Origin of the sequence: Clostridium omnivorum (assembly GCF_026012015.1) — a bacterium.
Lineage (GTDB): Bacteria > Bacillota > Clostridia > Clostridiales > Clostridiaceae > Clostridium_AX > Clostridium_AX omnivorum.
Map to the genome: position 1 here is coordinate 3,479,585 of NZ_BRXR01000001.1, position 15,011 is coordinate 3,494,595.

The 15,011-nt window shown below is 35.1% G+C and carries 13 protein-coding genes and 1 riboswitch; of the genes, 12 read left to right on the top strand and 1 reads right to left on the bottom strand.

All coding sequences use genetic code 11. The features are described from left to right. Nucleotides 1-202 precede the first annotated feature (202 nt). Entirely contained in the window at nt 203-1,753 is a 1,551-nt protein-coding gene (locus bsdE14_RS16365) for a hypothetical protein (RefSeq protein WP_264851075.1), read from the top strand. 135 nt (nt 1,754-1,888) lie between these two features. On the opposite strand, the gene bsdE14_RS16370 is transcribed toward bsdE14_RS16365, so the two are convergent. Beyond that, the gene (locus tag bsdE14_RS16370; RefSeq protein WP_264851076.1) at nt 1,889-2,692 is read right to left on the bottom strand and encodes a Cof-type HAD-IIB family hydrolase; all 804 of its coding nucleotides are present in this window, start codon (nt 2,690-2,692) and stop codon (nt 1,889-1,891) included. A gap of 332 nt (nt 2,693-3,024) precedes the next feature. Between bsdE14_RS16370 and bsdE14_RS16375 the strand changes: the two genes are divergently transcribed. The 11 genes from bsdE14_RS16375 to bsdE14_RS16425 all read left to right on the top strand — a co-directional run bounded on the left by bsdE14_RS16375 (nt 3,025) and on the right by bsdE14_RS16425 (nt 14,904). After that, entirely contained in the window at nt 3,025-3,786 is a 762-nt protein-coding gene (locus bsdE14_RS16375; protein ID WP_264851077.1) for a DeoR/GlpR family DNA-binding transcription regulator, read from the top strand. Nucleotides 3,787-4,082: 296 nt separating this feature from the next. After that, on the top strand, nt 4,083-4,781 hold the full coding sequence (gene vanR / locus bsdE14_RS16380) for a VanR-ABDEGLN family response regulator transcription factor (protein WP_264852283.1): 699 nt from the start codon (nt 4,083-4,085) through the stop codon (nt 4,779-4,781). Beyond that, nucleotides 4,759-5,898 (top strand): vancomycin resistance histidine kinase VanS, encoded by a 1,140-nt coding sequence (gene vanS / locus bsdE14_RS16385; RefSeq protein WP_435382541.1) that lies wholly within the window; start codon nt 4,759-4,761, stop codon nt 5,896-5,898. The genes vanR and vanS overlap by 23 nt, the downstream gene beginning before the upstream one ends. A 27-nt stretch (nt 5,899-5,925) precedes the next feature. Next, entirely contained in the window at nt 5,926-6,474 is a 549-nt protein-coding gene (locus bsdE14_RS16390) for a VanZ family protein (RefSeq protein WP_264851079.1), read from the top strand. Nucleotides 6,475-6,850: 376 nt separating this feature from the next. Then, nucleotides 6,851-7,810, top strand: coding sequence for a D-isomer specific 2-hydroxyacid dehydrogenase family protein (locus bsdE14_RS16395; protein WP_264851080.1), 960 nt, complete (start codon nt 6,851-6,853; stop codon nt 7,808-7,810). A gap of 1 nt (nt 7,811) precedes the next feature. Continuing rightward, entirely contained in the window at nt 7,812-8,852 is a 1,041-nt protein-coding gene (vanA, locus tag bsdE14_RS16400) for a D-alanine--(R)-lactate ligase (RefSeq protein WP_264851081.1), read from the top strand. After that, nucleotides 8,849-9,457, top strand: coding sequence for a D-Ala-D-Ala dipeptidase VanX (gene vanX / locus bsdE14_RS16405; RefSeq protein ID WP_264851082.1), 609 nt, complete (start codon nt 8,849-8,851; stop codon nt 9,455-9,457). Before vanA ends, vanX begins: the two co-directional genes overlap by 4 nt. A 376-nt stretch (nt 9,458-9,833) precedes the next feature. After that, nucleotides 9,834-10,859 (top strand): D-alanyl-D-alanine carboxypeptidase family protein, encoded by a 1,026-nt coding sequence (locus bsdE14_RS16410; RefSeq protein ID WP_264851083.1) that lies wholly within the window; start codon nt 9,834-9,836, stop codon nt 10,857-10,859. Nucleotides 10,860-11,044: 185 nt separating this feature from the next. Beyond that, complete coding sequence (locus bsdE14_RS16415; protein WP_264851084.1) at nt 11,045-11,743, top strand: FadR/GntR family transcriptional regulator; 699 nt, start codon at nt 11,045-11,047, stop codon at nt 11,741-11,743. Nucleotides 11,744-11,799: 56 nt separating this feature from the next. Beyond that, a riboswitch (M-box (ykoK) riboswitch) is annotated at nt 11,800-11,965 on the top strand. A 190-nt stretch (nt 11,966-12,155) separates the two neighbouring features. Further along, nucleotides 12,156-13,391 carry an Nramp family divalent metal transporter gene (locus tag bsdE14_RS16420; RefSeq protein ID WP_264851085.1) on the top strand — a complete coding sequence of 412 codons (1,236 nt, stop codon included), beginning with the start codon at nt 12,156-12,158 and terminating at the stop codon, nt 13,389-13,391. A gap of 166 nt (nt 13,392-13,557) precedes the next feature. Further along, entirely contained in the window at nt 13,558-14,904 is a 1,347-nt protein-coding gene (locus bsdE14_RS16425) for a B12-binding domain-containing radical SAM protein (protein WP_264851086.1), read from the top strand. Nucleotides 14,905-15,011 lie beyond the last annotated feature (107 nt).

The window sequence follows — 15,011 nt, forward strand, 5'->3', positions numbered from 1 at the left end:
AGTAAATCGTTGTAGAAAATTCACCTGATGAAGAGCTAAAAGAAAAGATCAAAAAAATTATATCAAGAAATAGGATTTAAGATTTACTAATGAAACATCTACTTAGCTTCTCAAGCAGTGGACGATATGTTACAATATTCATACAATGTTATGTCAAAACTACAAGCTTTGATAGATAAATAGTAAGTACTTGGAGGTAGCAATGGTTTGTAACAGCTGCAAAAGAGAATTTGATGATATAAATGGTTTGAAATTTTGTCCATATTGTGGAGCAAACATTGAAAAAGATACTGTTTTAGAAACCGAAAAACTTACTGAAGCAAGTGAGGAAATAACAAGCGAGGAAGAAACACATACAAAAAGTATACATGATACATTAGATATGCCGGTTATAACAAAAAAAGATATAAGAAAGTATAAAAGAGACAAATTTTTTGAGGCATTAAAAAAGCCATTTAAGAATTTGAAAGTAGTAATAACTATTATAGCTGTAATTCTTGTTATGGCAACTGCAGGAGCTGGATATTGGTTTTTATCAGGAAGGACTGTAGATGAAGGAAGGATAAAAGACGACCTTATAGGTAAAGTATTGACCCTTCCGAAGGGGACAAGTTTAGATATAAAAAAGGGTTATATAAAAAGCTTTAGTATAAGTGCAAGAAATACAAATAAGCGCGAGAAAAAGGATGATATAAAAGCAAATGTAACCTTAAATAATGGCACCATTGAGGTAAAGGCTTTGCTATCGCTGCAGTATGTTTATAATGAGAATAAAAAATGGATAATTAGCGATAAGATTAGTCTTGCTGGGGATACTTCTGTAAAGCCTTTGGTAGGTATGGATGAAAAGCAAATACTTGAAGGAGTTAAGAAATCAAGTATAAATATTGGCGATACAGCAAAGGCGTTAAGTGAAGAAGATGTTAAAACTCTTAAGATAGCTTCAAGAACACCGGATTTTTACAATTTAAAAGAGACTGCGATAATAGACGTAGAGATAGACAGTGGAATTATTTCATCTTCAGGTAAAATAAAATGTATGCTTAATTTTGAAAATGAAGCTTGGAAAATAGCTGGTATAGATAGAAATAGCAATGAGGATTTTGCGTTAGCATTATCATCAGCATTTTCACAAGATAAAATACTTGAGTTAGTTAAAAAGGAGCCTATAGATCAAACTGTAAGCTATGCTAATGTATTTGGTGGCAAGAATTTTTATATTAAGGATAGCTTTACTAAAAGTATTAATATAGCAGATAAAAAGTTTGATCCGCAAAGTAAAAATTTAAATATAACTGTTAAAAGACAGAATACAGCAGGAGAGGTTAATTCTGTACTATCAACGAATTATACTTATGCACTGTCTTATGACAAAATACAATTGTTAAAAAAGTCAAAAACCACAGTAGATAGCGTTACTATTGCTGACATATCCAAGGATTTTATAATGTCTAGCATTGTAAATGCTAAGATAGAAGGAAGTTATCAATTTTTATGGTTTTCTGATAGCCATATAATAACCGCTGATGAAGCAAAAACCTTTAAAACAAGTAAAGTATCATCACAAAAAGGACTGGAAAATGTAAAGTATGTATTTGGAAGCATTGCAAATAGTGATGGAAATAAGCAAAAAACCACTTCTATTGTGGCAGTCTATGTACTTGTATATGACAGCTCTAAAGGTTATTCCTGGAAGCTGGATAGAGTGGTAGGAGAGGATTCATCTAATTATAAGACGTATATCACTGAATAACAAAATTTAAGCAAGTGAGTAAATAAGGCCACCCATTTTTGAGTAGCCTTATTTTTTATTGAATTGTTCATAGTTGCTTTTGATAACTGTTCTAAAGCTATGCGATGGAAGGCTTAGTAGAATACATTTTGTACGCTACAATATGAATTTTTCAATAGCCTTTGCTACTCCATCATTATCATTATCTAAAGTTATATATTGAGCTATATTTTTAAGTTCCTCAATGGCATTTCCCATTGCAATTCCAAGACCCGCATAAGTTAACATTTCTATATCGTTTGCTTGGTCCCCTATACATATTATCTCTTCTCTTTTAATGCCTAGCTTGTCCGCTAAAACTTTAACACCATAGCCTTTATTACAATCTTTATTCATAATTTCCAGAACAGTTGGCATAGTTTTTACCGCATTATATTCACTATAAAATTCCTTAGGTAGCTCAAGCATTTTTTGGGCCAGTAATTCTTCAGTCTGAGAAAATAATATCTTTGTAATCTCATCATCAGCTTTAACATCTGAGTTAATATTAACAATTTTAACAGGTGTTCCAACATATTCTGCTTCAAACCTTGTAAATTCACTTTCTTCTGCAGCAATAGCACCTTCATGGGTATATGCAATCATATTAATTCCTAATTTCTTACTTAAACTGTGTGCCTTTGCTAAATCCCTACCCCTTAACCCTTTATAGGCAATACATTCAAAATTATTGGTTCTATATATAGTTCCACCATTATTGGCAATAAGGTATTGATTCTCTCCTCTTAAATTAACTTCCTCTAAAAAACTATCTAAACCCTTAAGTCCTCTTCCAGAGGTTATAACTACATTAACACCTTTTTCTATAGCTTTATTAATTGCTTCTTTGTTAGCTCTCGAAATACATTTGTTACTATTTAGTAATGTTCCATCCATATCAACTGTTAATAGCTTGTACATGTTTTACCTCCTACCATTGGTGCTTTTGTATTCATTAATTAGGCATCTTCAAAATAATTAGCACTGCGCTAAGCTTTTAAAGATGCCTATACATATAAAATATTACGCTAGGCATTACCCTATTACGCTAAATTATATGAACTATTAAATTGTAACACTGATTAACTAGTTTTATCATTATTATTTACTATTGTTTGTTATTAATTATTATCTGTTATTATCATTGTATATCATTTTCGACCTTTGTTCAAGTTATTTTATGAATTTATATAATAATGTTATAATATTAATAAAGAACGATACTAAACGTTAATGATTGGTGAGGTGCTTAAATGTTTACTGAAGAAAGATTAGAACAAATCCTAAGTATGCTTAATGAAAATGGCAGAGTAAAAGTTACTGAACTAAGTGAACGATTTAATGTTTCACAAGGTATGATAAGAAAAGATTTGCAGAGGCTAGAAGCAGAGGGGGTTCTTCAAAGGACCTATGGTGGGGCTATCTTAAATAGAAAAATCTCTAAAAGCAGTTCTATAACAGCTAGAATGAAAGTTAATTTAAGCAGCAAGGAGTTAATAGCTGAAAAGGCCTTTGCCATAATAGAAGATGAAGATGTAGTTTTTTTAGAGCCCTCAAGTATTAATTTTCTGTTAGCTAAACTAATTGCAAATAGTACTAAGAAGATTACTTTGATAACTAATATGTCCATAATACCGCCTCTCTTTAATGATAACGAAACCGTTAAGCTTATATGCATTGGTGGTGTATATGATAATAAATCTGGTGGAGTTATGGGCTCAGAAGCAATTAAGAGTATAGCTAAATATACTTTTAATAAAGGTTTTTTAGGAAGCTCAGGCGTGAATTTAATTACTAATAGCGTAGGCACCGCCACCTTAGAAGATGGAAATCTAAAGGAGATTATTGTTTCAAATAGCAAGGAAGTATACCTGCTAGTTGAAAAGGAAAAATTTAATATAGATAGCACTTATAGATTTGCTACTTTAGATGAATTCCATGGTATAATTACCGATTCAGATATTACAGATGATATTAGGGAAAAGCTAAAAAAGTTAAATGTGAATTTAATATGACTCTAAAAAGTGCCAAATTGCAGCACTTTTGTACATAAATGCAAAAGCAATATAGAACTTTAAAAAGCCATAGTAGTTCCGAATGTATTCCATGTGGGTAATGTGTAAAAATATACTTGGGATGTATATGAAAGAATGACATTCCATATGGCAATCCTTTATATTAGCATGGGAAATAGATTAAAGCCCATCTTAATAAAACCTTAAGGTTTTCATAAGAAAATTAATATGAAATAAATTTTTGTTTTGCAGTACTATGATAATGATTGTTTAACTAGGAAGAAGGGATGGAACTTATGAGTGTAAATATTTTGGTTGTAGACGATGAGCAGTCAATAGCAGACCTAATTGAAGTTTATTTAAAAAATGAAGGTTTTACTATATATAAATTTTATAACGGTGAAGATGCGCTCCGGTGTGTTGAGTCGGAACAGTTAGAGCTTGCCATACTAGATGTTATGCTGCCTGATATCGATGGCTTTACTATCTGCCAGAAGATTAGGGAAAAGTATAATTTTCCAGTTATCATGCTCACTGCTAAAGAAGAAGAGATTGATAAAATTACCGGATTGACACTAGGTGCAGATGATTATATAACAAAACCCTTTCGACCTTTGGAGCTTGTTGCTCGTGTGAAGGCACAGCTTCGGAGATTTACCAAATATAATTCTGCTGAACCAAATCAGGAAGAACACTTGATTACCTTTTCTGGATTGGTATTGGACATGGATACTCATGAATGTACGCTAAATGAGAAAAAGTTATCCTTAACGCCTACAGAATTTTCAATTCTTTGGGTCCTTTGCTCCAATCGCGGACGGGTGGTGAGTTCGGATGAATTGTTCCATGAAGTATGGGGAGATAAGTATTTTAGCAACAGCAACAATACTGTAATGGTTCATATCCGACATCTAAGAGAAAAAATGCACGACAGCGCAGAACATCCCAAATATATCAAAACTGTATGGGGGGTTGGCTATAAAATTGAAAAGTAAGATAGATAAAAGAAGGAATGACTATACAAAAATAAAAGGAAAATTATTTTCGCAAATGCTTCTGATTACTGTTGCCGCCACTGTGACTGTTTATGTATTGCGGGAAATCCTGCGTGGACAGATCGGAAATCGCATCGTTCGGTTTTTAGTCAGCGCTTTTAATTTTGACAATTCGGATGCACTGACAATATATCAGTTAGTGATTCGCAACAATATGGGCATAATCATTTTTGTTGTAATCCTAATATTTCTGGCTATCCTTTTTCGATTTTCTGCTTCATGGTTCACAAAGTATTTTGATGAAATAAGCGCTGGAATGGATAAACTTACTGAGGAATCCAATAATGAAATTACTTTATCACCAGAATTGGATTTTATGGAAAATAAGCTTAATCAGATAAAAAACAACTTGGAAAAACAAAAAAAAGCTGCACTTGATGCCGAGCAGCGCAAAAATGATTTGGTGGTTTACTTGGCTCATGATATAAAGACACCTCTCACCTCTGTTATAGGATACTTAAGTCTTCTGGATGAGGCTCCTGATATGCCACTTAAGCAGAAGGAAAAATATGTAAGTGTTACTTTGGAAAAAGCTTATCGATTAGAGCAGCTTATAAATGAGTTTTTTGAGATCACAAGATTTAATCTTCAAACCATTGTTTTGAATAAAGAAAAAATCAATTTACTGTTCATGCTCCAGCAGATGGCAGATGAATTCTATCCAATGCTGACTCCACAGGAAAAGCAGATATCTGTTAATGTGCCTGACGACCTCACTCTGTGGGGAGATGCAGATAAACTGGCTCGTGTGTTCAATAACATTCTGAAAAATGCCATAGCCTATAGCTATGAAAATAGTGTCATTGACATTTCTGCACAGCAGCAAGACGAAAATATAATTATAATTTTTACTAATCAGGGAAATCCAATCCCAAAGGCAAAGCTTGAATCTATTTTTGAAAAGTTTTATCGATTAGATTCTGCACGTTCCTCAAACACTGGTGGAGCAGGGTTAGGTTTGGCAATTGCTCAAGAAATTGTCACGGCTCACGATGGAACAATCTCTGTGGCAAGTAATACAGAAAATACTACATTTACAGTAAAGCTTCCCTTATAAAAAAAGCTTAAGAAGTATGGAGATATTATGAATAAACGAGAGAGAATTGAATCAGTCTTTTTATATGGAGTTTTTATTTGTTATATACTTTTTTTAATTAAACTGTTGTTATTATCAAGAGTTTCGCCTATGGCTATGTTTAATAGTCAAAGGACTGTAAATAGGTCAATTAATCTCATTCCTTTTTATAGTATAAAGGAATATATATTTAGCAACTCTGCCACTATAAAAAGATTCGCATTTAGTAATGTGGTTGGCAATATAGCTATCTTTATTCCTCTTGGCACATATTTGTCATTATTGAAAAAAAATAAAAGAGTAATAAACAATCTGCTGTTTATATTTATAGTGAGCTTATCTATAGAAATCATTCAAGGACTTTTAGGCATTGGAGCAGCAGACATTGATGACATAATTTTAAATTGTTTGGGTGGATTAATAGGTATTTTAGGGTATAAGTTTTTATTGTTTATATTACGGAATGAGAAAAAAGTACATGGTGCAATCACAATAATATCTGCAATAGGATTACCTGTTTTATTATATTTATTATTTGTGGCGAGATTGAGATTATGAGTAACTTTATTGCATGTTCAAGAAGATACTATGCACAAAAGGAGAACACCATTCTAAGCAGTATAATATTACCGATGCATTAGCTGCATATCGCAATATAGGAAAATAATAAGTTCTTCATAAGAATTTATTAAGAGTTTTATAAGTAAAAATTCCAATATAGCCTGCCTGATTTCGATAAGATGAAATTGTCGAATCAGACAGGCTTTTATATTTCTGAAAGGGGGTCTCGGACATGAAAAGATAATAGATCATATAAATGTTTCTATTTCTACTTGCAAACTGAAGAGTGAAGAAAAGATATTGCTTCTTTGTTAATTTGATAGTATGCGATAAAAACAAAGAAGAATGTAATAGGAAAGGATAAACCTAAATTATGTCAAAGATAGGAGTTACAATTTATGGATGCAGTAAGGATGAGGCCGTTTTGTTCCGAGAGATGGGGCCTCGCTTTGGTGTTGAGCCAACTATCACAGATGCTGCGCTATCTGAAGTTAATATTGAACTAGCACTTGGAAATTCACGCATTAGTGTGGATCATAAAACGCAAATAACAAATTCAATTCTTCTTGAGCTCAGTAAGGTTGGTGTAAAGTATATCTCTACAAGAAGTATTGGATGTAACCATATTAATGTAAAATACGCTGAGAGAGTTGGCATTTCCGTTGAAAATGTTACTTATTCTCCTGATAGCGTGGCTGATTACACTTTAATGCTGATGCTGATGGCAGTGCGAAATGTAAAATCCATTATTAGCCGTGCAGATATTCAGGATTTCACATTGAATGCTGTACGAGGGAAAGAATTACGCGATATGACCATTGGGGTAATCGGAACAGGACGTATTGGCACAGCAGTTATAAATAGGCTGAGGGGCTTTGGTTGCAATATATTAGCCTATGACCATAGTCCACAAACCTTTGCAGATTACGTTGATCTTGATGAATTGTTACAGAAGAGCGATATCGTAACGCTCCATATACCACTTAATGCGGATACAAAGCATATTCTTAATGGTAAGCGTATGGAGCAGATGAAGTACGGCGCGTTTGTTATAAATACTGGGCGTGGTTCGCTTCTTGATACCGAGGCTCTTATTCAAGCTTTAGAAAGCGGTAAACTAGGCGGTGCGGCGCTTGATGTCCTGGAAGGAGAGGAAGGGGTATTCTACTTTGATTACAGAAAAAAAACCATTGAAAGCAAACTGCTGCTCAGATTACAAAAATTACCGAATGTACTTATTACCCCGCACACCGCCTATTATACAGAACACGCCTTGAGCGATACTGCTCTAAATACTATTATAAATTGCCTAAAATTTGAAAGGAGAAAGTAACATGGATAGATTGAAAATAGCAATTATATTTGGGGGCTGTTCCGAAGAACATCCTATCTCAGTTAAATCTGCGCACGAGGTGGCAAAAAACCTTGATATGGAAAAGTATGAACCGTTCTATATTGGAATTACGAAAAATGGTGATTGGAAGCTTTGTAACTTCCCTGACTCAAATTGGGAAAACGGCAGCTGCCGTCCGGTTATGCTGTCACCAGACAGAAGCGTACACGGATTGCTTGTCATGGAGCAAGGACAATACAAACCCATTAGGTTGGATATGGTGTTTCCTGTTTTGCATGGCAAGCTTGGCGAGGATGGTGCGATGCAAGGCTTGTTAGAGCTTTCCGGCATACCATACGTAGGCTGCGATGTCCAAAGTTCTGCTCTGTGTATGGACAAATCCCTTGCTAATATGGTGGCTAGAAACGCTGGAATTGCTACGCCAAATTTCTGGACTGTCACGGGAAGCGAGAATATTGATGCCAATCAATTTACCTATCCCGTTTTTGTAAAGCCTGCTCGTTCAGGTTCATCTTTCGGAGTCAGTAAGGTATGTGGAAAAGAGGAATTACTCAGTGCGGTGGAGACTGCAAAACAGTTTGACTGGAAGGTGCTTATAGAAGAGGCTATCGTTGGCAGCGAGGTAGGATGTGCCATATTAGGGAACGGCATGGATTTAATTGTAGGCGAGGTAGATCAAATTTCTCTATCTCATGGTTTTTTCAGAATCCATCAAGAGGATAAGCCTGAAAGCGGTTCTGAAAACTCAGCTGTAATTGTTCCTGCTGACATTTCGGCAGAGGCGCGCTTGCGAGTTCAGGAGACAGCAAAAGCCGTATATCGCGCATTGGGATGCAGTGGACTTTCGCGGGTAGATATGTTCCTTACTGAGGATGGAAAAGTAATACTTAACGAGGTTAATACTCTGCCTGGTATGACCTCGTACAGCCGTTATCCTAGAATGATGGCAGCCGCTGGGTTGCCTCTTACGGAAGTGATAGACCGTATTGTAAAATTGACATTGAAAGGAGGAAGACTATGAAAAATGATTTTGTGTTTGTAGATGAGTTTGTACCCGGAATACGTTGGGATGCTAAATATGCTACATGGGATAATTTTACCGGCAAGCCTGTGGACGGATATGTAGTCAATCGAATTGTGGGTACCACAGCATTGTGTACAGCTCTTAAAAAAGTGCGAGAAAAAGCCACATCCGCTGGCTTTGGCTTGTTACTTTGGGATGGTTATCGCCCTCAAAGCGCCGTAGATTGTTTTCTCCGCTGGTCAAAACAGCCGGAAGATGGCCAGACGAAGCTAAAACACTATCCCAATATTGACAAAACTGAGATGATTGAAAAAGGATATGTGGCCTCTAAGTCTGGCCACAGTCGAGGAAGTGCAATTGATTTAACACTTTATCATTTAGCTACTGGTAAACTTGTCCCAATGGGAGGCGACTTTGATTTGATGGATTCAGTGTCACATCATGGAGCAAAAAGAATAACGCAAGTGGAAGCGAGAAACCGTCAATACCTTTGCTCTATCATGGAGGCCAGCGGTTTTGTTTCATATGATTGTGAGTGGTGGCATTACACACTGAAACACGAACCTTATCCAAACACTTATTTTGATTTCCCCATCGCATAGTTGAACCAGTGAAAGAAATTGCTAAAGGTGTTGAAAGCATTTATAGCAGCTAATATTTAGTCAACACAATCTATATGATAAGAGGTGCTTGTTGCAATGGAAATGACTGTACCCAAAATCGTCCCAGCTGAGTTTAAATCCCTTTTGAGCGATGCGGTTCTGATGAAAGGCTTCCGCGGCATGCACACGGACGAGATCCTCAGCGCCCTGCTTTAGCTTCCTAGTATCCCTCCAAGCTCACAGGTTTGGAGGGATTTTCTTTAACTATAGACCACCGCCATAAGAAAATCTTAAGAAGTTCATAAGATGGAATTCCAACATAGATCCTTATTCTGTGTTTAAATAATATCAGCACTAAATAAGGAGTTGTTTTATTATGGTACGAAAAGTAAAAAATAAAAAGGCAGGACTACGCATATTTACAGCGCTTTTGTTGATGGTTGTCATTGCTGCTTTCGTTTACAAATCCATCATTATTCCAAGAAACCAACAAATATTTGAGAAAGAATATAACGATAAAAATTCGTTAAATTCTTCTTTAAAGATAACACCCAATTCTTCTGACGATAGAACAAAAACGGTTTCTCCGTCAAAGATAGAACCTGATCCTTCTGTTTCTATATCTTTCGATAAGCTAAGCAGTCCTAATGCGATTCTAATCCGTTTAAAAGATGATAAAATTCTGAAGCAGAAAAATAGTGAAGAAAAAATCTATCCTGCTTCTTTAACTAAAATGATGACAGCCATTGTTGCTATAGAAAATTTACCTGATTTGAATGGAGAAATCATGCTAACTAATTCTGCATTTAAGGGATTGTACAAAGCAGATGCATCAATGGCAGGTTTCCAGCCGGGTGAGCATGTCAGGGCAATTGATCTGCTATACGGAGTACTGCTGCCCAGCGGCGCGGAATGCTGTATTGGACTTGCTGATCAGATTGCGGGGTCAGAGCAGAATTTTGTGAAAATGATGAATCAAAAGGCAGCAGAGCTTGGTATGAAAAATACCCATTTTGAAAATGCCACCGGACTTCACGATAAAAATCACTATACAACTGTGAAAGATCTGGCTATTCTTTTAAACTATGCTTTGAAAAATGATACTTTTCGGGAGATTTTTACTTCACCTCGTCATTCCACACCACCTACTAATAAGCATTCTGGAGGGATAAGCTTTAATAGCACTATGTTTCAAGAACTCAACAATCAAAACATAATTGGTGGGGAAATTTTAGGAGGGAAAACTGGATATACCGACGAAGCAGGTCTATGTCTCGCAAGTCTTGCCAAAGTGGGTAAACAAGAATATATTCTGATTTCAGCTGGTGCAAAGGGAGATCACCATTCAAAGCAGTACAATATTACCGATGCATTAGCCGTATACAACAGTATAGCAAAATAATAGAGCAAAAACTTTTCTAGCAACCAACCAGGGCATTAACATCAAAAAAGATTATCCCTCGGAGTTCATCAATGGAACTATTAGGATAAAATAATCCAGACGATTTTAAACTGGGGTTCATCAAATATGAGATGAGAATAGGATGATTGCCGGGGTGGGGTAGGAATTTATGGAGGGAGTAACAATTGGAAGAAAAAGAACTACATCAAAAATCATATACCAGGGTAATTGAATATATCAAGGAACAAATCCGAAGCGGCAACCTTGCATTGGGATCAAAGCTGCCTGCTGAGCGGGACTTATCAGCCATACTTGGCATCAGCCGTAGTTCGGTCAGGGAGGCTATCAGGACCCTGGATAATATGGGTGTTATCACCAGTAAGCATGGGTCAGGAAATTATCTGGCAGGTAAGTTTAAGGATAACCTGGTGGAAACCATGTCCATGATGTTCCTGCTGGATCAGATTGACTATAAGCAGATCAATCAGCTTCGTCGCTCCCTGGAGCTTCAGGCTCTGCTGCTTGCCATTGACAATATCTCGGAGCGGGAGGCAGACGACTTCTCGGCAAGTTTGGTGGATTTGGAGCATGTGACGGAAGAAAACAATATCCTTCTAGATAAAAAGCTGCATCTTACCATTGCAAAGGCTTCTAAGAATGCGTTGATTATTGATATGCTTCAGGCTCTGTCTGATGTGATTGAACAGTTTACCAGTGATTTTGGAAGAGAGAAATTAACCTCTTCCAAAAGTAAATTTATTCTTTGGAAAGCACATAACAACATGTTGGGAAGCCTTGTGACTAGAGATAAAGAATTGGCCTATAAAGCGATAAATATGTACTTTGACATGCTGGATTTACAGGAAACGAGCTTGAAGCTTTAAATAGTTATTGACAGCAGCTACTTTAGGTAGTATTATTTAAACGAATCAAAATTTAATAAGTATATTGTTAGGTGAGGCTCCTATACTAGATATACGCTACTGCCCAAAAATATCGAAAGATGCCAATGGGTCAACAGGTACTACCGAATTAAGGTTTTACTTAATGTAGCTGGAATTTTTCCAAAGCTGTATAGTGCTAAAGCTCAACGAAGGATATAGTGTTCTTGTTGTTGTTTTATTGAGCCTTTTTTGAGGCTCTTTTTATTTTTTGGAGGTGATATCAATGGAAGCAGACCCTAGTTATTTATGCATAAATAAAGTGAACATATCAAAAATTAAAAAATGTAGGATGGTTCTGCTTCAATTGATGAAGCCATAGGTTACTCTCCTACATTTTAGGGAGGGTAAATAAATGAAAAAGAGAAATAAAATTTTATTTGTATTAAGTATTATTGGACCAGGGCTCATAACTGTTAATGCTGGTAACGATGCTGGAGGAATAGCTACATATGCAACAGTTGGAGCATCCTATGGATATAAAATGCTATGGGGGCTTTTACTGATAACTTTTAGTTTAGCTGTTATTCAAGAAATGAATGCTAGAATGGCCGTAGTTACTGGAAAAGGCTTATCAGATTTAATTAGAGAAAACTTTGGCGTTAAATGGTCATTTTTTGCAATGAGCATATTGTTTATAGCAAACTTTGGGGTATGTGTTGGGGACTTCGCTGGTATAGCCGCAAGCTTGGAACTCTTTGGAATAAGCAAATATATTACAGTACCTTTGATGGCATTCTTAGTTTGGTTTTTAATAACTAAGGGTTCCTATGAGAAAACTGAGAAAGTTTTTCTAGCTTTTACTTTTGTGTTTTTCACATATATCATAACCTGCATAAAGGTCCATCCAAATTGGACTGAAGTAATGAAAGCCACTGTTACACCATCATTAGAATTTAATAAAGCTTACATATTAACTTTCATTGGTATGATAGGAACAACGATAACTCCTTATATGCAATTTTATCTTCAATCCTCAGTAGTAGATAAGGGATTGAGTGTAAAGGATTATAAGTATGAAAAGTTAGATGTATATTTAGGAGCCCTTTGGGGAGACTTAGTTTCATTTTTTATAATAGTTTGTACAGCAGTAACATTATATAAGGCTGGAATAACAATTGACAGCGCAGAACAAGCTGCTATGGCTTTAAAGCCACTTGCAGGAAGTTATGCTACAATACTTTTTGCTGTTGGTCTATTTGGGGCTTCAGTTCTGGCAACTATGGTAATTCCACTATCTACAACCTACGCTATATGTGAAGCTTTTGGTTTTGAGAGTGGTTTAGACAATTCCTTTGATGAAGCAAAAGCCTTCTATGGAATATTTACCTTTATGATTATATTTAGCTCAGCGCTAGTTTTAATACCTAAACTATCATTGGTAGGGATAATGCTTGTTACTCAGCAAATTGCTGGAATGCTAAGTCCAGTAATCCTGATATTTATGGTTTTATTAATAAATAACAAGGATATAATGAAAGACTATACAAATAATAAGCTGCAAAATGTAGTAATCTGGATAACAGTAATATTTATAGTTATTTTATCAGTAATTTTATTTGTTTCCCCTGTATTAGACAAATTGTTTTGATCATGGTGTTCATTGGTGCTAAGAGAGTAAGTTAAACAATAAATATATTATATAAGTCAATAAAATTTTATTGATAAACGATAAATGATGTGCTATTCTATATATAGGCAATAAGTAAAAGATAAAAGTGGGGGTTTTTCGAAAACAGTTTGTTTTGGGGGGAAATATGAAGATTAAATTAATTCAACCTGCAATGTTGCCAAGGCCTATGGATACAAAGTTAAAGACAAGAATGGCACCGTCCTTAGCATTACTTACAATAGCAAATCTTACTCCAAAGGAGCACGAAGTTATTATAGAGAATGAAAATGTTGAGAAGATAGATTTTGATGAACCTATAGATTTGGCAGCAATAACTGTCACAGTAGATGTGATGAACAGAGCTGTGGAAATAGCGGAGGAGTTTAAAAGGCGTGGGGTAACAGTAATTGCAGGAGGTATACATATTACAGCAGACCCTGAAGAAGCCGTTAATAGTTTTGATGCAATATGCGTGGGAATGGCTGAAAGAGTTTGGACAAAAATTCTTAAGGACAAAGAAAAGAATTCGCTTAAGAAGATATATTGTGATATGGGGAATATGGATGGGAAGGAAATAGTATCACCTAATTATTACATTATTGATAACAAGAAGTATTTATACACTAACGTAATTAGCACAAGCAGGGGATGTCCGTTTAAATGCGATTTTTGCTATAATAGCTGCAAAGATACACTTAAAACTTATATTAATAGACCAATAGAGGATGTAATTAAAGATATAGCTGCATTGAAAACAAGACATATAATGTTTATTGATGATAATTTTATTGGAAATCCAAAATGGACAAGACAGTTATTAAAGGAAATAAAACCTCTTAAACTAAAGTGGAATGCAGCGGTTACTTCTAATATTGTGGATATGACTGAATTGTTGGATGAAATGAAGGAGTCAGGTTGCCAAAGTCTATTTATAGGCTTTGAAAGTATAAATAGTAAATCAATAGATAGTGTCCACAAGGTGCAAAATAGTGTTAAGAGATATGAGAAACTAGTAGATGAGATTCATAAAAGAGGAATAATGATAAATGCTAGTTTTGTTTTTGGATTAGATGAAGATGATGCTTCTGTATTTAAAAATACATTAGAATGGATAGTTAAAAATAAGATAGAAACAGTAACTTCGCATATACTCACCCCATATCCGGGTACTAAGCTGCACTCATCATTAATAGAGGAAAATAGGATTGTAGATTATAATTTGTCAAATTATAATACGGCAATTGTGGTATATAAGCCTAAGAATATTACTGCAGAAGAATTGTATAAGGGCTATCTATGGATATATAAGGAAGCGTACACCTTTAAAAATATAATTAAAAGGCTTCCAAAAGCTAAAAAGCAGTGGATTCCTTTTCTTGCCTTTAATTTGTTTTACAGGAAGTTTGGAAAGTTTACTGAATTATTATGTGATATAGTTTCTTTTGAGAATATAGGAAGATTTTTTAGATGGTTATCTTATAGTATAAGATAGATAATTCACTGAATAAAAAAGCGATATGCTAAGCAGGCATATCGCTTTTTTATTCAGTAGTTTTGTATTAAAAGGGGAGCTCTTAATTTTTCTTAATTTTTTCTCTC